The 20570-nt window shown below is 47.0% G+C and carries 20 protein-coding genes and 1 riboswitch; of the genes, 11 read left to right on the forward strand and 9 right to left on the reverse strand.

Annotation, left to right across the window (positions count from 1 at the left end; all coding sequences use genetic code 11):
- Positions 1 to 131 precede the first annotated feature (131 nt).
- Entirely contained in the window at positions 132 to 548 is a 417-nt protein-coding gene (locus PBN151_RS27420; RefSeq protein WP_072731810.1) for an NUDIX hydrolase, read from the forward strand.
- Between the two features lie 105 nt (positions 549 to 653).
- Here PBN151_RS27420 and PBN151_RS27425 read toward each other — a convergent pair whose 3' ends face one another.
- Complete coding sequence (locus PBN151_RS27425) at positions 654 to 1091, reverse strand: MarR family winged helix-turn-helix transcriptional regulator (RefSeq protein WP_072731812.1); 438 nt, start codon at positions 1089 to 1091, stop codon at positions 654 to 656.
- Positions 1092 to 1215: 124 nt separating this feature from the next.
- Between PBN151_RS27425 and PBN151_RS27430 the strand changes: the two genes are divergently transcribed.
- The 3 genes from PBN151_RS27430 (at position 1216) to PBN151_RS27440 (ending at position 4195) form a co-directional block, all read left to right on the forward strand.
- Positions 1216 to 1803: an NAD(P)H-dependent oxidoreductase gene (locus tag PBN151_RS27430; RefSeq protein WP_072731813.1), complete on the forward strand. Its 588-nt coding sequence runs from the start codon at positions 1216 to 1218 to the stop codon at positions 1801 to 1803.
- A 126-nt stretch (positions 1804 to 1929) separates the two neighbouring features.
- Positions 1930 to 3369 (forward strand): alpha/beta hydrolase family protein, encoded by a 1440-nt coding sequence (locus tag PBN151_RS27435; protein ID WP_072731815.1) that lies wholly within the window; start codon positions 1930 to 1932, stop codon positions 3367 to 3369.
- A gap of 274 nt (positions 3370 to 3643) precedes the next feature.
- Positions 3644 to 4195 carry a GNAT family N-acetyltransferase gene (locus PBN151_RS27440; RefSeq protein WP_072731817.1) on the forward strand — a complete coding sequence of 184 codons (552 nt, stop codon included), beginning with the start codon at positions 3644 to 3646 and terminating at the stop codon, positions 4193 to 4195.
- Between the two features lie 104 nt (positions 4196 to 4299).
- Here PBN151_RS27440 and PBN151_RS27445 read toward each other — a convergent pair whose 3' ends face one another.
- On the reverse strand, positions 4300 to 6780 hold the full coding sequence (locus tag PBN151_RS27445) for a DsrE/DsrF/DrsH-like family protein (RefSeq protein ID WP_072731818.1): 2481 nt from the start codon (positions 6778 to 6780) through the stop codon (positions 4300 to 4302).
- Complete coding sequence (locus PBN151_RS27450; RefSeq protein ID WP_072731820.1) at positions 6777 to 7067, reverse strand: ArsR/SmtB family transcription factor; 291 nt, start codon at positions 7065 to 7067, stop codon at positions 6777 to 6779. Before PBN151_RS27450 ends, PBN151_RS27445 begins: the two co-directional genes overlap by 4 nt.
- A 259-nt stretch (positions 7068 to 7326) precedes the next feature.
- Here PBN151_RS27450 and PBN151_RS27455 point away from each other — a divergent pair, with 259 nt between their 5' ends.
- Complete coding sequence (locus PBN151_RS27455; protein ID WP_072731821.1) at positions 7327 to 8073, forward strand: YggS family pyridoxal phosphate-dependent enzyme; 747 nt, start codon at positions 7327 to 7329, stop codon at positions 8071 to 8073.
- Positions 8074 to 8122: 49 nt separating this feature from the next.
- Here PBN151_RS27455 and PBN151_RS27460 read toward each other — a convergent pair whose 3' ends face one another.
- The 3 genes from PBN151_RS27460 to PBN151_RS27470 all read right to left on the reverse strand — a co-directional run bounded on the left by PBN151_RS27460 (position 8123) and on the right by PBN151_RS27470 (position 11293).
- The gene (locus PBN151_RS27460; protein WP_072731823.1) at positions 8123 to 9268 is read right to left on the reverse strand and encodes a DUF4179 domain-containing protein; all 1146 of its coding nucleotides are present in this window, start codon (positions 9266 to 9268) and stop codon (positions 8123 to 8125) included.
- Entirely contained in the window at positions 9249 to 9833 is a 585-nt protein-coding gene (locus tag PBN151_RS27465) for an RNA polymerase sigma factor (protein ID WP_072731824.1), read from the reverse strand. Before PBN151_RS27465 ends, PBN151_RS27460 begins: the two co-directional genes overlap by 20 nt.
- Before the next feature lie 95 nt (positions 9834 to 9928).
- Positions 9929 to 11293, reverse strand: a complete 1365-nt coding sequence (locus PBN151_RS27470; RefSeq protein WP_072731826.1) for an ABC transporter substrate-binding protein — start codon at positions 11291 to 11293, stop codon at positions 9929 to 9931.
- 336 nt (positions 11294 to 11629) lie between these two features.
- Here PBN151_RS27470 and PBN151_RS27475 point away from each other — a divergent pair, with 336 nt between their 5' ends.
- The 5 genes from PBN151_RS27475 to PBN151_RS27495 all read left to right on the forward strand — a co-directional run bounded on the left by PBN151_RS27475 (position 11630) and on the right by PBN151_RS27495 (position 15828).
- Entirely contained in the window at positions 11630 to 12544 is a 915-nt protein-coding gene (locus tag PBN151_RS27475) for an ABC transporter ATP-binding protein (RefSeq protein WP_072731828.1), read from the forward strand.
- A gap of 69 nt (positions 12545 to 12613) precedes the next feature.
- On the forward strand, positions 12614 to 13348 hold the full coding sequence (locus PBN151_RS27480; RefSeq protein WP_072731829.1) for an ABC transporter permease: 735 nt from the start codon (positions 12614 to 12616) through the stop codon (positions 13346 to 13348).
- Positions 13349 to 14530, forward strand: a complete 1182-nt coding sequence (locus PBN151_RS27485) for a sensor histidine kinase (protein ID WP_072731831.1) — start codon at positions 13349 to 13351, stop codon at positions 14528 to 14530.
- Entirely contained in the window at positions 14527 to 15132 is a 606-nt protein-coding gene (locus PBN151_RS27490) for a response regulator transcription factor (protein ID WP_065292500.1), read from the forward strand. Before PBN151_RS27485 ends, PBN151_RS27490 begins: the two co-directional genes overlap by 4 nt.
- A 180-nt stretch (positions 15133 to 15312) precedes the next feature.
- Positions 15313 to 15828, forward strand: coding sequence for a serine protease (locus PBN151_RS27495; protein ID WP_072731833.1), 516 nt, complete (start codon positions 15313 to 15315; stop codon positions 15826 to 15828).
- Positions 15829 to 16127: 299 nt separating this feature from the next.
- On the opposite strand, the gene PBN151_RS27500 is transcribed toward PBN151_RS27495, so the two are convergent.
- From PBN151_RS27500 to PBN151_RS27510, 3 genes are all read right to left on the reverse strand, one after another.
- On the reverse strand, positions 16128 to 16607 hold the full coding sequence (locus PBN151_RS27500; RefSeq protein WP_072731834.1) for a C40 family peptidase: 480 nt from the start codon (positions 16605 to 16607) through the stop codon (positions 16128 to 16130).
- A gap of 3 nt (positions 16608 to 16610) precedes the next feature.
- Positions 16611 to 16752, reverse strand: a riboswitch (cyclic di-AMP (ydaO/yuaA leader).
- Positions 16753 to 17047: 295 nt separating this feature from the next.
- Positions 17048 to 17869, reverse strand: coding sequence for a hypothetical protein (locus PBN151_RS27505; protein ID WP_021253456.1), 822 nt, complete (start codon positions 17867 to 17869; stop codon positions 17048 to 17050).
- A gap of 4 nt (positions 17870 to 17873) precedes the next feature.
- Positions 17874 to 19850: a M1 family metallopeptidase gene (locus PBN151_RS27510; RefSeq protein ID WP_072731836.1), complete on the reverse strand. Its 1977-nt coding sequence runs from the start codon at positions 19848 to 19850 to the stop codon at positions 17874 to 17876.
- A gap of 116 nt (positions 19851 to 19966) precedes the next feature.
- On the opposite strand from PBN151_RS27510, the gene PBN151_RS27515 reads away from it, so the two are divergent.
- Positions 19967 to 20467, forward strand: coding sequence for a YwhD family protein (locus PBN151_RS27515; RefSeq protein WP_021259752.1), 501 nt, complete (start codon positions 19967 to 19969; stop codon positions 20465 to 20467).
- Positions 20468 to 20570 lie beyond the last annotated feature (103 nt).

The following is a 20570-nucleotide window of genomic DNA, read 5'->3' on the forward strand; positions in this document are numbered from 1 at the left end:
ACAGAGGAGAATTTTACACGAAAACCCAAAAAAATATAGACTTATAATGACCGGTTTGCTATGATGTTGAATAGGGTCTCGATACTTTTCGGGACCCATTTTTTGTTAATTGTGAATCGGGAGATGAAGAGATGCAGGGCTATAATGTCATCATGGTTTACAATAAAGAACTCGACAAATTATTGATGTGCAAACGATTAAAAGAACCGTACAAAGGACTAAGTAATCTAGTCGGCGGTAAAATAGAGGCTGGCGAAGCAGGAATCGAAAGTGCTTATCGAGAGCTGGCGGAAGAAACGAGCATTTCCAAAGAGGATATCACGCTGCACCACCTGATGGACTTCACGTACCACTATCAAAAATGTTATGTGGAAGTCTATGTGGGCAAGTTGAAGCATGACGTCGCGATTCATGGCGATGAGAATGAATTGTACTGGTCGGAGCTGACCCACGATTTCTTCGACATGACCTTGTATGCAGGAGAAGGCAATATCGGTCATATGATCGAGCAGGTGAATATGTTCAAGGATACGATATTAGGTGATTGAAATGAAAAAGACGAAGGCAGGCGCTACATGGCGTGTTCCTTCGTCTTTTTCTATACTAGAATCCAAGCTTGTATTTGCTCCTATTCACAAAAGCTGTGCTGTGGCTTACATCTTGACATCGAACACATGGGATTGGAGAATCTCTAATGCCCGCTGTATGTCCTTCAAGTCTTCTTCTGAGGAATTCTTAATTCGCTCGAAGAAACGCTCGCTAATCCGTCCAAAAGCCTCATCCATCATAGCTTGTCCAGCTTCCGAAAGTTGGATCAGCTGCTTGCGTCGATCATCCGTGGACTCTAGCTTTTCACATAGATGCTTTTCCGTTAATTTCTTCAGTTCCCGGCTCGTATTTGGCATAGACATGTGCATGCAATCGCTAATTTGGCTTAAGGTAACAGGTTGGCTGACCGCGATATATTCCAAAATACGATATTGAACGGGTGTAATATCCTCTGGCTTAATGTCCCTCGTTAATTCATGCGTCACTTCGTGCACGGAGGTTGTAAAGCTCACAAATTGATGAAACAGAGCTTTCTTGTCCACAAAAATCACCTCTTACCAGAACACGATAACAAATCAATTATCAATAAACAATTATCATTTGACAACTATATGGGTAGGTTGGTATCTTTTAGTTATCAAATGATAACTAAATGGCGGTGGGAAGATGAAGGTGTTAATCGTATATACGCATCCGAATCATAGTAGTTTGAGTTACGCCTTTTTACAACAAATCATACAAGGGTGTACAGAGAATAAGAACGTGGAAGAAATTCAGGTTCTTGATTTATATGAGGAGGACTTCGATCCAGTACTTGTGTTCCACAAGACGAAGCGGAGGAGAGATATGCACCTCGATCCGACCCTGGAGAAGTATCGTGAGCAGATACGCTGGGCGGATAAGTTGGTGTTTGTGTATCCGATCTGGTGGCTGCGTCCGCCTGCGATGCTGCTCGGCTACATTGATCAGTTATTTGCTTCTGACTTCGCCTATCGAGACAACGGAGGCTTGCTGCCTGAAGGGCTACTGAAAGGGAAATCGGTTGTTTGTATATCTACAATGAAGGGTCCTACCCTGTATCCATTTTTCTTTTATCGCAATGTGCATAAAGTGTTGATGAAAAGGGCTTTGTTTCAGTATGTAGGTATCAAAAAAGTGAAGTTCTTTGAATTCGGGAACATGGAAAGTCCGAAGGGCAAGCACGACAGAAAATCAATTAATATTTACAATTATTTCAAATTTATGTATCATTAAACACCTGAGCAGGGTTCATATTGTTGAGGATGACGAATAAATTATAAGTTTTGAATGTCTCCTTACAGACGGATCTAGTGTTGAAATTCACCGCTGTAAGCCATAAATGGGGAGGGTTCAATTCTTATGAGATCGTTTGAACTGCTGTTAGTCGTCATTCATGTTTTATTGCTTGGTTGGCTGCTATTTGCAAGGAACAAGACAAAGCAGATACTATTCATTAGTTTCTGCACATCTGCCATATTCGTGCTGCTGCATGGACTTATCGAAGGGCTGCGTTGGCAGATGGTTCCGGTCTATGTGATAACGTTTCTGCCGATCTGTAACCTTGCAGCACGATATCTGTTCAGATCGAAGGAAGAGAAGGAAAAGAAGTCCATAGTTCAGCAAATTCTCGTGGCTATGCTGGCAGTGCTGTATTCCCTTATCACTGTGTTTCTGCCTCTCTTGTTCCCGGTGTTCACATTCGAGGATCCTACAGGTCCGTATAAGATTGGGACAGTAACGTATGATTGGAAGGATGAGCGGCGTGAAGAAACACTTACCCCAGCAAAGGGCGACAAGCGCGAACTGATGGTGCAAATTTGGTATCCAGCTAGTTCGAGTGCACAGGGGAAAACCGCACCTTATGTACCTAATCCAGATGTGTTCGTAAATGCGTACAGCCAAACTTTCGATATGCCTAAAATGTTTTTTACAAGCATGAAATTCGTCAAGACACATGCGATCGAAAATGCCGAGATATCCGGTAAAGAAGCTGCTTACCCAGTACTGCTGTTTTCTCATGGAATGGGTGGGCATAAGAGCCATAACACCTTCCAGATCGAACAATTGGTCAGTTATGGGTATATCGTTGTGGGTATTGATCACACGTATAATAGCATTGCATCGGTGTTCGATGATGGCCGCGTTGCGAATTTTATTCCCCAGGATCCGTCAGTTGAGCACTTGGATGAACTGAACAAGGTATGGGTGGAGGATGCCAAATTTGTACTCAATCAAGTGGGGAAGCTGGCGCAGGGCGATCCAGACCATCGCTTTACAGGAAGAATGGATTTGAAGAACGTCGGTATGTTCGGTCATTCCTACGGTGGAGCAACCAGTGTTCAAATGCTGATGTCAGACGCAAGAATTAAGGCAGCTATTAATTTGGACGGCGGCTTATTTGGTCAGCTCCGGATTCCGGACGGCGGGGTGAAGAAGCCGTTGTTGATGATGAGTGCGGATAGAACGCTTGCCGGTGCAAACCAGCTAGCAGCTGCCCAAGGCACAACGAGAAAAGCTTTATACAAGTACTTCGGTGACATATTTGAACGATATAAGCATGTTGCAGAGGGAGGAAACTACTGGATGAAAATTAAAAACATGGATCACTTAGCCTTCTGCGACTTCTATCTGCTATCGCCTCTACTCGAGAAGGCTGAAGGGGTAAATTTACGCCCTGTACATCGCCTCATTAATGAATACTCGCTTGATTTCTTTAACCATTACTTAAAGGGGCAACCTTTCGAGAAGATGGAACAAAATCTTGGGGACAATCCGGAATTTACACTGGAGAGAGGCTAAGAACAACTAAAGCGGTATGTATGAACAAGATGATGGAGAAGTAATTTCCATGAGGGGATTTCCTTTTACAGGGCTACGTTTTTTTTCCAGTGTAAGGATAAGAAACCAAAGGTTCTTCATTAATTTACCAAATATAAAGGGCGTGATATAATCCATGATTAGGGAAGGAATGAGAACGATGTAGTTGTCGAGAAGAATACGGTTGAACCGCGCTCAAGATCTCCCCCCTCGTATGAGGGAACAAGTGAACATCACATATTGAGGGGGAGCGAATATGGTATTTCATATTTGGGAAGGAAAAAAAGTAAGATTGCGCGCCATAGTCTCAAGCGATTGGGAGAAATTCCACAACAATGACTATGATACGGAAACTGCCCGATTATGCGATGAGGTTCATTTTCCAAGATCCGAAGAGGGTGCCCGAATATGGACAGACCAGCGGGCAGCTGCAGTGCCGGAAGGTGATCAATTTCGGTTTGCCATTGAGACGATTGCGGGTAAAATGGTAGGCGGAATGAACACGCATGGCGTAGATAAGCGGAATGGCACGTTCAAGTACGGCGTATCGATCTTCCGAGAACATTGGCGTAAGGGCTATGCATCGGATGCAATCCAGGTATTGCTCCGCTACTATTTCGAAGAGCTGCGCTATCATAAGGTGATTGCGCATGTATATGCGTACAACGAGGCATCAATCGCGCTGCACGAGCGCCTAGGGTTCCAACAGGAAGGGAGACTGAGAGATATGGTCTTTACGAAGGGGAAGTATCACGATGAACTCATTTATGGCTTAGTGCGCAGTGAATACGATGCGATGCAGGAATGAACTTGGTCACTGTATAGATGCAATTCAAGATAAATAGGAAAGCCATAGAATGTCCGCTTGTGGAAGGCAGCGCTCTATGGCTTTTTGATGTTGTGTATTTATTTTTAAATAAACAAATTAATGCCTGATTGATCAGCCTTGCCTAAATAGTAGCCTACGCCGCCGATGGTAACGCCGTCGATAAGCTCCTCATGGGCAATGCCCATGACGTCCATCGACATCTGGCAGGCAACGATTTCGACACCCTGCTGGATCGCAGACTCAATCAACTCTTCTAGTGAAGATACATTGTTATTGTTCATCACTGAGCGAATCATTTTTGGCCCGATGCCCATCATGTTCATCTTCGACAACCCCAGCTTCTTGCTTCCTCGTGGCATCATCGCACCGAACATTTTGCCGATGAAGCTCTTGTTGACGGGAACCTTGTTCGGCTTGCGCAAAATATTCAGACCCCAGAAGGTGAAGAACAGAGTCACTTTCTTTCCCGAAGCAGCAGCTCCGTTCGCAATAATGAAGGAGGCGATTGCTTTATCGAGATCGCCGCTGAACACGACCATGGTACTGCGATCCGATGATACACTGCGATTGTCTGCCTGTTGCAAATCCTCCGCGGAGGTAGGCGGCAGCTTGCGTATATGGGCTTCAATCGTCCCATCCGTGTGTTTCTGCACATGCAGCAGCTCCTGCTTGCTCATGCCCACCCAAGCTTGAATATCCTCATAGAAGCCGGGATCGGATGCATTTACTTTCAGCACTTGACCTTCCTGCATCACATCCATCTGCTGCTTGACTTGCATGAGCGGCCCTGGGCAGCATAATCCACATGCGTCCAAGGTACGATCGAAGGAATACTGCGTATCTTTCAGTTCGTTGCTCTCTTTTACTGGATTGCCAGACGTGTCTTGGTCAGGCCTAGCAGGCGGCGTAACCTGTCCGGGGGTATATTGTGCATGCTGGTATGTCTTATATCCACCCGTTAAGTTCTTCACCTTGAAGCCATGCTGACTTAGGATGCGTGACGCCGTATAACCGCGCAAACCAACTTGGCAGTATACCCAGATTTCCTTCTCCCGATCGAGCTCATTCAGACGGCTTCTTAGCTCATCTACAGGAATAGACAGGGAGTTAGGAATATGACCGTTCTGATGCTCCATATCCGTACGCACGTCAACAAGCATCGTAGCTTGTGGGTCGCGCTGTTCCAGATCGGCAGGCGTAAACGCGTTCACAGCTCCTGTCCATATATTCTCGGCAGTATACCCGGCCATGTTCACGGGATCTTTGGCGGAAGAATACGGTGGTGCATAGGACAATTCAAGCTCCGTAAGATCGGTGACGGTGCCGCCTAAGCGTATAACCGTAGCAATGACGTCCATCCGTTTGTCCACGCCGTCATAGCCGACAATCTGGCTGCCTAGTACGTTGCCTTCCTCATTAAAGATCAGCTTTATTGTCATTGGCTTGGCACCTGGATAGTACCCGGCATGGGAATTTGGATGCACATAAGTTACCTTGTACGGCAAACCTAATCGTTGCAATGTTTTTTCGTTATTCCCTGTTGCAGCACCCGTTAATCCGAACACCTTCAGGATAGATGTGCCTTGCGAGCCTTTATAGGCAGTGCCAATTCCGCTCACATTGTCTGCTGCGATACGCCCTTGCTTGTTGGCTGGCCCTGCAAGCGGGATCGCTGTCTTCGTCCCATTGACGAAATCGACAACCTCAACCGCGTCTCCTACAGCATAAACGTCTTCTACATTAGTCTGCAAATAATCATTCACAATGATGTGACCTCGTGGCCCTAGCTCAATACCGCTGTCTCGAATAAAGCCCGTGTCAGGTGCTACCCCGATTGCGAGAATGACCATGTCGCTTGTGAGCACTTTGCCACTGGCCAGTTGTGTTTCAATCCCGCTGTTCGTATCACGGAATGATTGAACGCGGTCATTCACAATAATGGATGTACCGTGCTGCTCCATCTCCTTAGACAGAATACCGGACATTTCTGTGTCAAATGGAGCAAGAATCGCTGGTCCAGCTTCCACTAACGTGACATCCAGCCCAATTTCACGCAAATTCTCGGCCATCTCTACCCCGATGAACCCACCGCCAATGACGACAGCAGAACGTGCGCCTTCTTCTGTGACGCGCGTCTTCACGTGATCCGTATCCGGAATGTTGCGAAGCGTATAAATTCGCTCGCTCTCAATACCGGGAAGCGGCGGACGTACCGGCTTCGCACCAGGGGACAGAATTAGGGAATCATACGATTCTTCGTACTCCCCTATCTCTTTGCTGCGTACCCGTACCTTTTTTGCTTGCGTATCAATGCCGATGACTTCGCTGTGCACGCGCACATCGATATTGAACCGGCGGTGCATTGCTTCTGGTGTTTGTACGAACAGCTTGTTGCGGTCTTGAATCGTATCTCCAATATAGTAGGGAAGCCCGCAGTTGGCGAATGATACATAAGCATCTCTCTCGAACATGACGATGTGGGCATCCTCATCCAGTCTGCGCAGACGTGCTGCGGCAGAAGCCCCTCCAGCTACTCCTCCAACGATCAGTACCTTTTTGCTCATGATGTCTCCTCCCCGAAAAATGCTTCAACGAGCTGTTTTACCTTCTCGTTCTCTACCCGATAGTTCACTTCTAGGCCGTTGCGATGTGTGGCTACAATGCCCATGCTGCGCAGCTTCTGCAGGTGTTGGGATACCGTCGATTGCGGCAAGCCTAGGCAGTCCTGCATGAAGGATACATTGCAGCTTCCCTTATCCAGCAGCCCCTTCACGATACAGAGGCGAACAGGATGTGCCAGAGCTTTTAACAGCTCGGCAGTATCATTAAAACGTTCATAGTCGTTATTCATATCATGTCTCCTTTGATTTATAGGAAAGTGAAAAGATGGAATGGTTCATTTTGTACATGAACTCATGCACTTAATAAATCGCTATATCGTTATATTACGATATTAATATATAAGGGAAATAAAATCAACAGAAGAAGTTGAAACTAATAAATGGAAAGGGAGGTGTCGGATTCAGCGTTATATTGTGCAGAAGGTGACAGCCTTACCCGAACAGGTATGCTAGAATGGACATAAATACTAAAATAATGTGGTGATAACGATGCAATTAAACGATATTGAACATAACATACGAGTGATCCGTGAGCGTATCGAGCAGGCATGCAAGCGCAGTGGGCGCAATCCCGAGGAAGTGAAGCTGATGCTCGTTACGAAGACAGTTCCGGTTGAACGAATTCAGATGGCATTAGATGCAGGGGAGAACTTAATTGGGGAAAATAAAGTGCAGGAAGGGCTGCAGAAGCGGGAGCCGCTTACTTCGGCTAATCCATCGCTAGACTTTCACTTTATCGGCCATCTGCAAACAAACAAGGTCAAGGATGTTCTTAAATTCGCAACATGCGTTCAATCCGTCGATCGCATAAAGCTGGCAACGGCACTCCATGAGCGGCTGCAGAAGGAAGGTCGCACAATGGATGTCCTTATCCAAGTGAATACGTCGTATGAGGATAGCAAGTTCGGTGCTGCCCCAGAGGATGCACTCGCATTAATTCAAGAGGTAGCCAAGTTGGACACGCTCCGCATTAAGGGGCTCATGACAATTGGGCTGTTCACTGACGATCAAGATAAGGTGCGCAAATGCTTCAAGCTGCTGCAAAATATCCGTCGTGAAGCAGAGGAGCTTGCATTGCCGAATGTCAGCATGGAAGTTATGTCGATGGGGATGTCCGGAGACTTCGAGACGGCAATCGAGGAGGGCTCGACACTGGTGCGGGTTGGGTCGGCAATTTTCGGCAAACGTATTTATCCAGATAGTCATTATTGGAATGAAAACTCGAAATCCGAATAAATGTATGAAATAAGGATGGAAGGAGAGAGCAGTGGGGCTCTCTCCTTTTCTATTTTGAAGTTTCAACGGGTAATGTAACTTCGAGCTCGGGGATATATTTGATGAGTGGTTGGCCGTCTGCTCCAAGCTTGAATTGGGATTTATCATGCTCGTTGATAAGACTTATATAAGGTTTGATCGTAATAGACGTAGGAATAGGGTCGTACGGCTGATAAAGCAAATTGAACAGGATCGTTTTCCCGTTATCCTCATGTAGTCCTGAACCGTTTAGCAATTTGACTGTGCGCCCCTTATCATCGTAGATTTCGAATCCAAACGGCAGATCGTTGGCCGTAAGCGGATCGTCTTTCGATATTTCCAGCCTTGCAGCAAGACTCGTCGTAATCGGCGTCAATTCTACTTTATTGTACTTGATGGTGAATGGACTGCTAGATTTCGAAATGTTTGGCTTCATGACGACTGAATCATTTGTTTGCATGGAAACGGGAATCGTCATTTGATAGGGCTCCTGTATGTCTGACACGGTAAGCTTTACCGTTAAATCGAACTTGTCGGGCAAGGATATTCCTTCTTGATTTCGCATATCAGAGAACATAAGGATTGCCGAATTTTCATTTTCCCCTGGGACAGTAATGATGCCAACCGAGTGCTGGTTGTATGCATAGTCGGCAATACTTTTTCCATCAATAAGGAGTTGAATATCACTCAAAGATTCCATCAAGGTATTGCGGCTACTGTTTTCCTGCAACCCCGATAGGCCCGATCGTTCAATGCCAACTGCCACTCGTACTCCGTCATAGGCTGCTGCCGGAATCGAAAGTGTTAGACCATGATGGGTCACGCTCTGCCCGGATGAGGTGACAAGTCCTTTTTCGTCGGCCGCCTGCAGACCTAAATCTCCCGCAAAACGAAAAAGACTGCTCACGCCCGGCACATGTCTCATTGACTCGGCTACCGTGGGAGACAGAAAGGAGCCCCCTATTAATAAGACGAATGCTGCGGCTGCTGCAGCAATCGATGTGACAATGGAACGAACTGCTGTACTACGACGTGTTGTACGTGAGGCATCAACAAATAGAGACCCAGTGTCCAATCGGCTCATAATTTGCCCCGTAAAATCAGGATTTGTCGGCGTCTGGCGAATCCATGCCTCTAATTGTTCACTATCTACACCGTTACGATGGCTTGATGACATGCTTATGAAGACCTCCTTCCTCTGTGAATGGATTGGCTTGATAGCGAAGCAGCTTTTTCCGCAAACGTTCATATTTTTTGCGAATTGTCGATGGCTTTAAATCCATAATCTCGCTAATTTCATCGAAGCTATATTCTTCCACGGCCCTTAACAACAAAATATGCCGCTCTTCTGCAGAAAGCTTGTCCAGCAATTGATAAACCAGATCTTCATACGGAAGTTCTTGATCATTGATTTGATCTCGTTTCAGCAGGAACAGTATTTTTCGGAGCCTGCTTCTACGGTTCAAAATATCCAAGCAATAATTGTAGGCGATCTTATATATCCAGGCTGAAAAAGATACCTGAGGCTCGAAAAGGTGTATACGTTGAAAGCCTTTAATAAATATGTCCTGAACAGCGTCCTCGGCTTCTTCCTTGCTGCCCAACAAATAGTAGCAATATAAATAAATTTGTTTCTGAAATCGATGGATGATAAAGGTGTACGCTTCTTTATCTCCGCACTTGACTTGAGCAATGGCATGTTCTAAAGTCCCAACAGTTTGATATTCTGAGCTGGATGGCATAGCCGTATGGATCCTCCTTTCATACAGCCCGGCTTAATAACACCTTTTTATTGTATAACTTCACTTTCGGGTGATAAGAGCACTTTTTTAGTACATTATTTTTCGGCTTTTTTGCTTTTTGCTTTTTGCAGTGCTTCTTGTCCCTTCACTTCCAACACGGCTATCGCTTCCTCGACGGTCTGCTTATCATCAATAATCGCTTGCAGTTCCTCTGATAAGACAGGTTGGAATAATTGATTGAACTCTTTAGAAGCGGCTGTACTGCCTAGAGATTCCTCAAAAGAAGGCGTTGTTTTGGGAGTAAGCAGATAGAAAGGTTCCGTGCTTTTGCCTTCAATATCTTTGAGCACACCAGGGCGTGCAGGCAATTTTCCATTTGCCGTCCGTGAAGCGGCCGAAGCCATGTCCGCGCTATTTACGAACTTGACGAACTCCCAGGCCGCCTGCTTATTTGGTGAATCTCCGGCTACCGCATAAATTTCCGAGACATGTACATTTGCCGATTCATCTGGGGAGGAAGGGTCAACAGGCATGGTGACGATATCCCATTCGAACGATTTCGATGCACTGTCGAAGAGAGCTCGTGCTTTCAATTCTTTTGCAAGCCAAGGCCCATTAATTGTCATCGTAGCCTGACCTCTATAAAAGGCTTCGGCCTTCTCCTCACTATTTTGATTTGAAGCCTGCAGGTAGATAAATTTACCGCGTACGGCATTTGTTACGAGTTTGATTGCTTCTTTCCAACCGTCTGAGTTGATAAGCAGCCTGTCTGCCTTTGCATCGAGTAATCGTAACCCGGAGGAAGACGCGATCTCCTGTAACATCTGCTCCACACCGTAGTCCTGATATAATCCAACTATTTTCTTTTCGCCAGTGCCCGTGTTAGTGAATCTTCTCGACAGTTCAAACAATTGCTTCCAGGTCATCTTGTTCGTCGGCATATCAATATGATGCTGCTTGAACAAATCGCGGTTGAAATATAGGACATCCGCATAAAAAGACGGAGCTAATCCGTATAACTTGCCGTCTCCTTTATCTCTAATCATGTCGATAAGTCCGGGAGAAATTGAGTCGATATCGAACTTGTCTTTCGCAATCATACCTTCGACGTCGTACAGCCGTCCCTGCCGCGCATAATCTTCGAACAAATTCTCGTTTAGTAGCAGCACATCAGGTTTATGTACCTCAATTAATTTCTTTAATTCTGTATTGTAGTCCCAAGTGCCATTTTGTTCGCGATCTGCGAGGGCGTTATTCATGTTGATAACATCGAATTCGATTTTTGGGTACTTCATCTTGAAGAGATTCCCGTAATCGTTGTAGAACGACTGTTCATCATAGTACATGACCTTGATTTTTCCACTTTCTAATCTCTCATTTTGTTCTTGTTCCCCGTAGCAACCACCTAGCAAAGACATGATCATGATCAGTGCAATTCCAAGCCGCCACTTCTTTTTCATGCTATCTCTCCTTTTCTGCCTATACAACGGACAGACTTGCTGTTTTGTGACGGGGGTAGCAAAAATTATGGGGTGGAAATAATCCGAATGCTGCTAATTTCATTTCTGACATTTGTCATATGTAGTTGGTGACATCGTACACTAACTGGCTCAAGCGTGCCTGCCGTACAATACAAACATAAGCAGTACGGCAACGGACAACCGAGATTGAGCAGCGCAGCATCGTTCAGCTTATCTCGAAAGATTGAACTAATTAGCCGAAAGCTGTACATAACACAATGACCGCATCACAGAATCACATACGATTCCTAATTTAATGACAAAGGATGATTATAGATGACATACGCAATCGAATGTACGAACCTAGTCAAGCAATTCGGCAACTTCCACGCCGTGAATCATATCGATCTTCGCTTCGAGCGCGGACAGATCAGCGCGCTGCTCGGCCCGAACGGTGCGGGTAAGACAACGACAATTTCCATGATCCTCGGGTTGCAAAAGCCGACATCAGGCGAGATTAAGGTGCTTGGTCAGCCCGCAGGAACACGGGAACTGCGCCACAGAGTAGGGGCGCTCATGCAGGATGTGCAAGCTCCTGATGGCTTGAATGTTGCAGAGGTATTGAATCTGTTCCGCAGCTACTATCGCAACCCACTTCCACTGTCCAGACTGCTTGACTTATCAGGTCTGCACGGAGAAGCGAAGCGGCGCGCAACATCGTTATCCGGTGGGCAGCGTCGGAGATTGGCCTTCGCGCAGAGCTTAGCTGGCAATCCAGAGCTTGTCCTGCTTGATGAGCCGACGGTTGGCATGGATGTGGAGGCGCGTGGTCGCTTCTGGGATACGGTTCGTGCGCTGTCGAACGATGGACGGACGGTTGTGCTTACGACGCATGACTTGGAGGAAGCAGATGCAGTGGCGGATCATATCGCGATCATTGCGGCAGGTACAGTGGCGGCCAGCGGAACCTCACTGGAGCTCAAGGCACAGACGGCATTGCGGACAGTGTCCTTCCGTCTCCAAGTCGAACAGCAGGACGAAGCGTTGATGCAGCTTCCGGGTGTTGTGAAGGTCGAACGTGCTTCGGGTCGGGTTCGTCTTCACGTTCGCAATACAGACGAAGTGTTGTCCGTGCTCCTGCAATCCGGATGGGGAGTCAGCGATATTGATATCCAATCCGCTAAGCTCGAGGATGCGTTCCGATCAATAACAAAATCTCATGAGGCTGCACGTACTCAAGCAAGCGTATAGTTGAGGACTGAAAATAAAAGATAGAGGCAGAGAGTGCCTTAATCATCACATATTAGGGGGAACTGATCGATGTTACAAGCACAAATCAAAGCAGAAAGTTTACGAATTATGCGCAGTCCATTCTTCTTGCTGTTCTCACTCGTCATGCCACTCGCTTTCTATTTCTTATTCGCTAGTTTAAATGGCGCATCTAAGTCTATTGAATCGACCACCTATGGCGCCTTCTCACTTATGTCTATGACAGCATTCAGCTTGATCGGAACGGCAATGAGCCAGTTCGGTATTCGCCTTGCCTACGAGCGTCGTGACGGATGGACACGTCTGCTTCGCCTGACACCACTATCTCCGTCGGTATGGATTGGCGCTAAGATCGTATCGCATATGTTGGTTCATTTGCTCGTCATTCTTATCATTTTCCCTGCTGCCTACTTTGCCTATCACATTGAGTTGACTGCTGTACAATGGGTGACATGCGGATTGTGGCTGTGGCTTGGAAGCATTCCATTCCTGGCGATCGGCTCTATTTTAGGAACGATGAAGAGCGCGGATGCCTCCATTGCGGTCGCGAACATTTTGCTCATGGGCTTTGCCATCATGGGAGGCTTGTGGATGCCGCTGAAGACATTGCCAAGCTGGATGCAAGTCATTGGAGAATGGCTGCCATCCTACCGCTATGCACATGGTGCATGGAGTATGCTCGCTGGGGGGAGTCCTGCCCTGCTGGATTGGGTAATTCTTCTGGGCTGTGGCATGATCTTCATGGTAATATCGAGTTATATCTTTAACAGACGGGAAGCGATGTAAGTGAACGTAGTCAAGAAGAGATTATTTCCCGAAAAAGAGGGAGCGGAGCCTTACATCTCCCTCGTCAACTTATGCGTGCCTATTTTTTTCCTGCTGCGTGAGACTCCGACCAAGGTATTGGTGGGGTTCACGCTGCTTCTGTTTCTAGTGATCGCATTTTGGCTGCAGTACCAGCACGAGAAGCAGGCATTGCTGTGGTTGGCTGTTCAGGCTGTAATTATTCTCGTATTCATCCTTTTCTATCACCCTATGTATGCTTATATGGTGTTCATGATCGCCCAGATGATAAGCAGGCAGAAGACCTCCATTATTTTAGGAACAGCTGCCGTCATGGCGGTAGGTATCGTAATTGGATTGTCTCAACGCTTGGATACAGTAACCGCATGGTCATCCCTTCATACGCTGCTTCTCCCTCCATTATTCGGTGTGCTCGTCATGCCATTCATCATGCGTGCTGCTGGGCAGTACAAGCAGATGGCGGAACGATTGCAGGCAGCGACCTCACAGCTTGAGCGGATGGCCCAGCAGGAAGAGCGCCAGCGCATTGCACGTGAATTGCATGATACGCTTGGACATACATTGTCTTTGATCACGCTTAAGAGTGAAGTGACAGAAAAGCTGATTACACGTAATCCGGAACGGGCAATTGCTGAAGCGAGGGAAATTCGGGAAACCTCGCGTGCTGCGCTGAAGCAGATGCGTCAACTCGTAACTGAAATGAAGATCGTCAAGCTTGCAGAGGAATATGAGCATGGAAGGCAGCTATGCGCTGCCGCAGGAATTGAGCTGGAATTTCAGGAACGCAGCGAGGGAATTAGCCCTTCAGCAGCAGGCCCAAGCATTGTGAACCGTTTGCCGTTATCAGCATTGCAGGAGACGATTCTCGCCATGTGCTTCCGGGAGACCTTAACGAATGTCGTCAGGCACAGCCGGGCGAAGCATTGCTCGGTTCGGGTTGAGGTGGAAGAGGCAAGGGTTCGATTGGAGATTGCAGATGATGGCATCGGAATTGATGAGCACCAGCTTAAGCAATCAAGTGGGACAGGCATGGCCGGACTGAAACAGCGGCTTCAGCTTGTGGACGGGACGCTTGCTATAGAGTCTGGTGCCCACAAGGGAACGGCATTATCGTTAGTCATTCCGCGTGTAATCCGCGATGGGAAGGGGAAAGGTTCATCATGATTCGAGTGATATTAGGAGAGGACCAACAGATGCTGCGAAGTGCACTCGCCACCTTGTTGTCGCTTGAGGATGATATCGAAGTGATTGGACAGGCCGAGAATGGCAGTGTAGCGCTGTCGCTTATAGAGGAACTTCAGCCGGATATCGCGGTATTGGATATTGAGATGCCGCTTATGACGGGGCTGGATGTCGCGGATGCAGTCAAGAAGAAGGGGCTGGACTGTCGGATTATTATGCTGACGACCTTTGCTCGCTCAGGCTATCTCCAGCGTGCAATGGCATCCAGTGTAGGCGGTTATTTACTCAAGGACAGCCCAAGCGACGAATTGTCGGATGCCATTCGCCAGGTATATGCAGGCAAGCGGGTGATGAGTCCCGAATTAACGTTGGCTGCGTGGGAAGACCCTTGTCCGTTATCCCCGAGGGAGAAGGAAGTGCTGTTGCTTGCTGAGAACGGACTGTCCATGCAGGATATTAGCGCCAAATTGTTCTTATCCTATGGGACGGTGCGCAACTATATGTCGGATGCGATTAGCAAAGTAGGAGCGGGTACGCGCATTGAGGCGATTCGAACTGCCAGGGAGAAGGGCTGGCTGGATTAAGAACTGCTGCTGGAATATATGCAGAAGATACTTGATAGAGAATTGTCGGCTCAATTAGCATCCAGAATATAAATGGATAAGTGCTTCATTCTCTCTAAGTGAATATTTAGCTTATTTTCAGTTTCATTTCAGGAATTACGAACATACTATAGCCATCCCTTACATAAGGAGGTGGAACCTATGAAACGCAATTCAACCGTAGCAGCGTGGACGTGCCTAATGCTTCTCTTGATGGCTTCACCTGCAGCAGCGCAAAGCAGAACTGCGCTAGATGCTGCAACAGATAAGAGCAGAGAGCAAGCTGCTGTACGAGTGGTCACTTCATCTCAAGCTGTAGTACAGCCGAATCAGCAGAGCACGGAGACGGATAAGCAATTAGAACAAGTACAGGCACAAATGAAGGAGATTCGTGCAGAGATGAAGCAGCTGCGCGAGAAGAAGATTCAATTGCTCGCTAAGAAACACGGAATTTCGACAGAAGGCAAAAGCAATAAGCAAATTCACCAGGAATTACGCGAGAAATTAGGCATAAAAGGACGACTGTTCCACGAGAAACATCACAATAATGGGAAGCATGTCGAGGATCGTCAGACTCAGCTTCAGCACGAGGAAGAAAAGCATCGAGCAGAGGCGGATGGGCTCACACCAGAAGAGATTAAGGCGAAATTTCAAGAATCGAATGGGTCAGTCAAGTAAATTAGAAGCGTCTATGCGAAAATAGTGAATATCCAGACAAGATATCGGGACATGCGCACAAGCGCATGTCCTTGTGTTGTTTAATGGCGATGAAATTGGTTGAAACTGAAAAAGAAATATTTCGTAAAGATAGATAAAAGCATGAATCGTTGACATGCAGAGATGCATAGGATAAAGAAGCTGAAGTTGAGCGGGGATAAAGGGGATAGCATGAAACAACCCGACGAAAAGGCGCGGGGCGCTTCTCATCGGGTTATGTAGTCGTTCATATCATTATAAGAGTGCAGGAAACTTCCAACCTATTGATTGTCTGTAGCGATAGAAGAAAAGTCATTTTCGCTCATTACGCGACGAGCACCAACATAGCGCTGCTCATAGTAGTCCATGCTAAGGCTGTCGATGCGTGTACCTTTGCTTGTCGAAGCGTGTGCGAATTTGTTGTTGCCTACGTAAATGCCGACATGCGATACACCGTTGCCGCCGCTTGTGTCAAAGAAGACCAGGTCTCCTGGACGAAGCTCGTCTTTGCTAACTTTCTCACCAGAGTCAAATTGCGACGAAGATGTGCGAGGAAGATCAATTTCGAACTTGTTGAACACGTACTTCGTAAATCCGGAGCAGTCAAAGCCTTTCGTTGTTGTACCACCATACTTGTACGAAATGCCAAGCAAACCTTCAATCGTGTTGTCCATTTTGGATGCTGCGAATGTGCTGCCTGCACTGAACGAAGTAAACAGAACGCTCAGTCCGAGCACCGCTGTAACTAGCTTCTTCTTCAAAGGGAAAGCTCCTTCCGTGCCTGCGAGGTTAGCTGGAGGGTTCGGTTGAAGGACCCCTATGATCCCTGTGTTACAAGATCAATTCACCCGTAAAAACTGGTTCCCCCGCTTTCCGGTCCGCCCGGAAACTCGGCATTCTGGTTTTAGGATTATGTATTGCTGCGTGCGATAGTAACAATTTTGCAAGAGTTAGTGCCGCTTTCATGACAAAGTTGTAATAAATCTAGATTTATTGTAACAGACGGAAATTCCTTTGACAAATATTTTTTGTCCTTGACACGAAAAAAACTTGTCATATCAGCGTTTTTTTCGCTGATAGACAAGTTTTTTAATTCATTTTGTTAGGTTACGCTGCTTCAATATCATCGTAACCCTTTGTAACTTTGTAACTTTGTAACTTTGTAACTCTGTAACTAAATTGCGTTCAATCAGAACCCTCATTATTTCATCTGTTGCTCTGCTTCCTGCCAGACAGCGTGGCGTGCAGACAATCCCCACATTTTAAGTATAGTCATAATGGCAGGCAATGCCTGTTGAATAATGAGTGCGGTAATTCCGGTGAACACGGCCGCCGCCGTTGTGGACAATATGCCTACGCCAATCGTGATACCAATAAAGAGAAGTGACAATCCTAGAATGGGAAGCAAGCGACGAGTTCCGGCTGTCACAGATCGAATTAACGGTGTTTCTGAGGCAGCGCCGAAGTTAAGGAATAAGAACAATTGATGAACAAGCCAGCCGCCAATGAACCAAGCGATTACGAACGGTGCCACTGCCACGAGTAAGGAAGATAGAGAAGCCGATGTGGACAGGGCATGCGCCGCATAAGGAACGAACCATATAGCTGGTGCGATAATGAGCAGTGTCTCGAGTAGATAGAGGACAAGCATTGGCTTCCAAGCGAGCTTGATCCCTTGGAAGAAGGCAAGCCCCTGCTGCTTGGGCCGTGACATCGCATGGAATACACCCGCGTGAATGAAGGGGGTAAGCAGCATATGGACGGCAACGAATCCGAGGATAGCCCATAAGTAAGGGAAATAGTCATTCGTCTTCATTAGATAGAACTGGCTTTCGGTCAGAAAGAGCTGCCTGCTCATCTCGGTAGGTGCTGGATCTGGGTAACGGCGCAGGATAGGTGTTACCACTCCATCGACGAAGCGATAGAGGAAGAACCCCCATAACAGTTGGTACAAGAATAGAATGACCCATATATAGATGTGCTCTTTGCACCAATTCCAGCCTGAACGCACATAAGCCTTCACACTATCACCACCCCAAAATGTTCGTAACAGCTTCGATTACCTTGATGACGGATAAATTAACTCGTGTACGGACAGGTTCATCGACATGAGCACGCATATAATTATTGATGTGCTTGTTCTCAACGACAATCGAATATAGAGGATCAACCATGACCCAGCTGAGCGGCGCTTTATGGGTGACGGTATATTGGATGCGGTCTCCCTCTCCATTCCATCCCTTGCGAGTCGTCGTGCCATCCGAGAATCCGAATACGATCGGAATGGATGGATAATTGGCACCGAGCTTGCGGATATGGACAGTCGCTTCATATTGGGTAGACCCATCCGATTCAATCGTACGTGAATCAATGTTCTCCACGGCGAAGTCTGCCATCATGCCGTTGTACACATATTGTTGGAAGAAATCATTCCACTTGCGGTTAGTTACCTGCTCAACAACTCGCTGAAAGTCTGATGTAGTTGGGTACTTGAAACGGTACTTCTGCGTATAAGTTCTCATAATGCGGCTCATCATTCTTTCCCCGACCTGCTTCTCGATTGCAAGCAGCACCAGCTTGGCACGCATGTACACATTTTCCGCATAATGATTTTGATTTTTGTAGTGCCATGCATTCAGCTTCAGTGGAGCTGGATCTGTGATGTAGCTGGCTTGTATTGCGTTATTTGGAAGTACTCCGAATTCTTGCTCCATCAGCTTGTCTTCTGCATAGGAAGTGAACCCTTCATCGAGCCATGCTTCCTCGAATTCGTTTGAGGCGAGAAGTCCATAAAAGTATTGATGTCCAATCTCATGAACGACGGTACGTTCTAAATCGTAACCTGGACTCTCATCTTCTGCACCGAATGCTGTAATCAAGGTCGGGTATTCCATTCCTCCAGCTCCGTTGCCCAATTTAGGAGGCACGATAATGGACAAGGTAGAGTACGGGTATTTGCCGTACCATTCGCTGAACTTGGACAGAGCCGTCTTCGCAGCGTAGAAATAACGCTCCTTCAAATCTTTATGCTTCGGGTCTAAATATAACTTGATACGAACCCCTGGTACTTGGCTAGAAGAGAACGGCTCTTCAAAATAGACAAAGTTTGGAGATGCGGCCCACGCGAAATCATGAACATCATCCGCATAGAATTGATAAAATTTCTTTCTGTCTGCTATCGTAGGGGTTTTCGTTGGAAAGCCTGTAGCGCCTACGATGTAATTGTCGGGTACTTGAATGCGTACACTGTAAATGCCGTAATTGGAGTAAAATTCGGAATTACCGTGATATTGGTGCAGATCCCAGCCTTCTGATGCCCGGCCGCGTACCCCTGCCTTTTCATAGGCAGCAATCTTAGGGAACCATTGGCCAGCCATCACGAAATTATCGGCGTATCCCATACGTGCAAATATTTTCGGCAGTTTTACTTCAAAATCCATGCGAAGTGTGACTTTCTCTTGACTTCGTACTGGCTTGGTAAGACGCAGCTTCAGAAGCGTCTCATCCTTCGCGTTTCCGTCATCTGGCTGAATGTACTGTACCCGGTTCATCAGGGACATACCGTCAACCGTGGATAACGATTTTAGCGTCATGCTGCCATATCCATCCGCAGGGAACTTGTCTTCCCGCAATTTTCCGCCAGACTCCTTCATGAAGGTGGTATCGGGCGAACGGAAAGCGTTCGGATACATGTGGAAGAACAGTTCATTGACAGTCGATCTCCCAGGATTGGTCCAAGTTACGGTTTGCTTGCCGATAAGGGTATGTGTAGACTCATCCAGTTTAACTTCAATATGGTATTCGGCAATACGCTCACTCAGTACCTCCGCATTGGGGGTCTCCACGGCTTGCTGCGTAATGGGTTCCTGAACCGCCTGCTTGTTCACCTCGGGTCCAAGGGACGGAACGGATCCAGACGGCCAGAACCGAACGAGGAGGAAGCTGCAGGCGGCTAGGAACAAGGCAGTGAATAGAAGCCGGCGATATACATTGCTTCGGATCATACGTTTTTACCTCCCGTTGACAAGCATCTACAGCATGTATATGTTGGCTTTTTGCAGATTATTAGCTAAAATGAAAATGATTTTGAGTACGTGGTAAGGAAGGAGCGCATGACGAAATGGAATCTTCAGATAAGAAAGTAAAGAAGCCGCTGGCATTGAACGTAATGAGCAGTGGTAAGCATAAAGGATTTGGTTCGGGTAGTATCGATCTGAACAACGTGTCGCCCGTCATCATCGATGAAGGAACGGCGTACATCGATCTAGGCGCGATGCATGCGAAGAGTAAGGTGGAGCGTGGAATTAAGTTCTCTACGAATAAAGAGGATGTTCCGAATGGCCGCCAATGCTGGATCGTATGGGTGGCAGTCGATCGTTCTGCGGAAGGTGCGTTCTACGGCGGCTTGGCTGCTTGTGAAATGCTGATCGACACGGAGGCAAAGCGCGGCTGGAAGATGCTCGCAGACCACGTCAATCGGATGGACTATGCAATGAAGCGCCGCGTGCTCGTCGAAGAGCTGAATACAGAAGACAAGGCAGCGCTGCGTGAGCTGCTTATGACGCACAATGCTGAGTGGTGGGAGCGTACGCCAGAAGAAGTGAAGGCACAGCTTGCCTAGCATAATCATTTACATCTAAAGAAGGCCGCTATTCCGATCTCGTGATCGGTGCAGCGGCCTTCTATTATTATAGAGATGAGTTTTGTTCCTACTCATACCTAGC

The organism is Paenibacillus sp. NAIST15-1, assembly GCF_001894745.1.
GTDB lineage: Bacteria > Bacillota > Bacilli > Paenibacillales > Paenibacillaceae > Paenibacillus_B > Paenibacillus_B suaedae.

Bases quoted from the DNA above. Each gene is read 5' to 3' on its own strand.
- PBN151_RS27420 (WP_072731810.1), top strand. From the start codon at position 132: ATGCAGGGCTATAATGTCATCATGGTTTACAATAAAGAACTCGACAAA.
- PBN151_RS27430 (WP_072731813.1), top strand. From the start codon at position 1,216: ATGAAGGTGTTAATCGTATATACGCATCCGAATCATAGTAGTTTGAGT.
- PBN151_RS27435 (WP_072731815.1), top strand. From the start codon at position 1,930: ATGAGATCGTTTGAACTGCTGTTAGTCGTCATTCATGTTTTATTGCTT.
- PBN151_RS27440 (WP_072731817.1), top strand. From the start codon at position 3,644: ATGGTATTTCATATTTGGGAAGGAAAAAAAGTAAGATTGCGCGCCATA.
- PBN151_RS27445 (WP_072731818.1), bottom strand. From the start codon at position 6,780: ATGAGCAAAAAGGTACTGATCGTTGGAGGAGTAGCTGGAGGGGCTTCT.
- PBN151_RS27450 (WP_072731820.1), bottom strand. From the start codon at position 7,067: ATGAATAACGACTATGAACGTTTTAATGATACTGCCGAGCTGTTAAAA.
- PBN151_RS27455 (WP_072731821.1), top strand. From the start codon at position 7,327: ATGCAATTAAACGATATTGAACATAACATACGAGTGATCCGTGAGCGT.
- PBN151_RS27460 (WP_072731823.1), bottom strand. From the start codon at position 9,268: ATGTCATCAAGCCATCGTAACGGTGTAGATAGTGAACAATTAGAGGCA.
- PBN151_RS27465 (WP_072731824.1), bottom strand. From the start codon at position 9,833: ATGCCATCCAGCTCAGAATATCAAACTGTTGGGACTTTAGAACATGCC.
- PBN151_RS27470 (WP_072731826.1), bottom strand. From the start codon at position 11,293: ATGAAAAAGAAGTGGCGGCTTGGAATTGCACTGATCATGATCATGTCT.
- PBN151_RS27475 (WP_072731828.1), top strand. From the start codon at position 11,630: ATGACATACGCAATCGAATGTACGAACCTAGTCAAGCAATTCGGCAAC.
- PBN151_RS27480 (WP_072731829.1), top strand. From the start codon at position 12,614: ATGTTACAAGCACAAATCAAAGCAGAAAGTTTACGAATTATGCGCAGT.
- PBN151_RS27490 (WP_065292500.1), top strand. From the start codon at position 14,527: ATGATTCGAGTGATATTAGGAGAGGACCAACAGATGCTGCGAAGTGCA.
- PBN151_RS27495 (WP_072731833.1), top strand. From the start codon at position 15,313: ATGAAACGCAATTCAACCGTAGCAGCGTGGACGTGCCTAATGCTTCTC.
- PBN151_RS27510 (WP_072731836.1), bottom strand. From the start codon at position 19,850: ATGATCCGAAGCAATGTATATCGCCGGCTTCTATTCACTGCCTTGTTC.
- PBN151_RS27515 (WP_021259752.1), top strand. From the start codon at position 19,967: ATGGAATCTTCAGATAAGAAAGTAAAGAAGCCGCTGGCATTGAACGTA.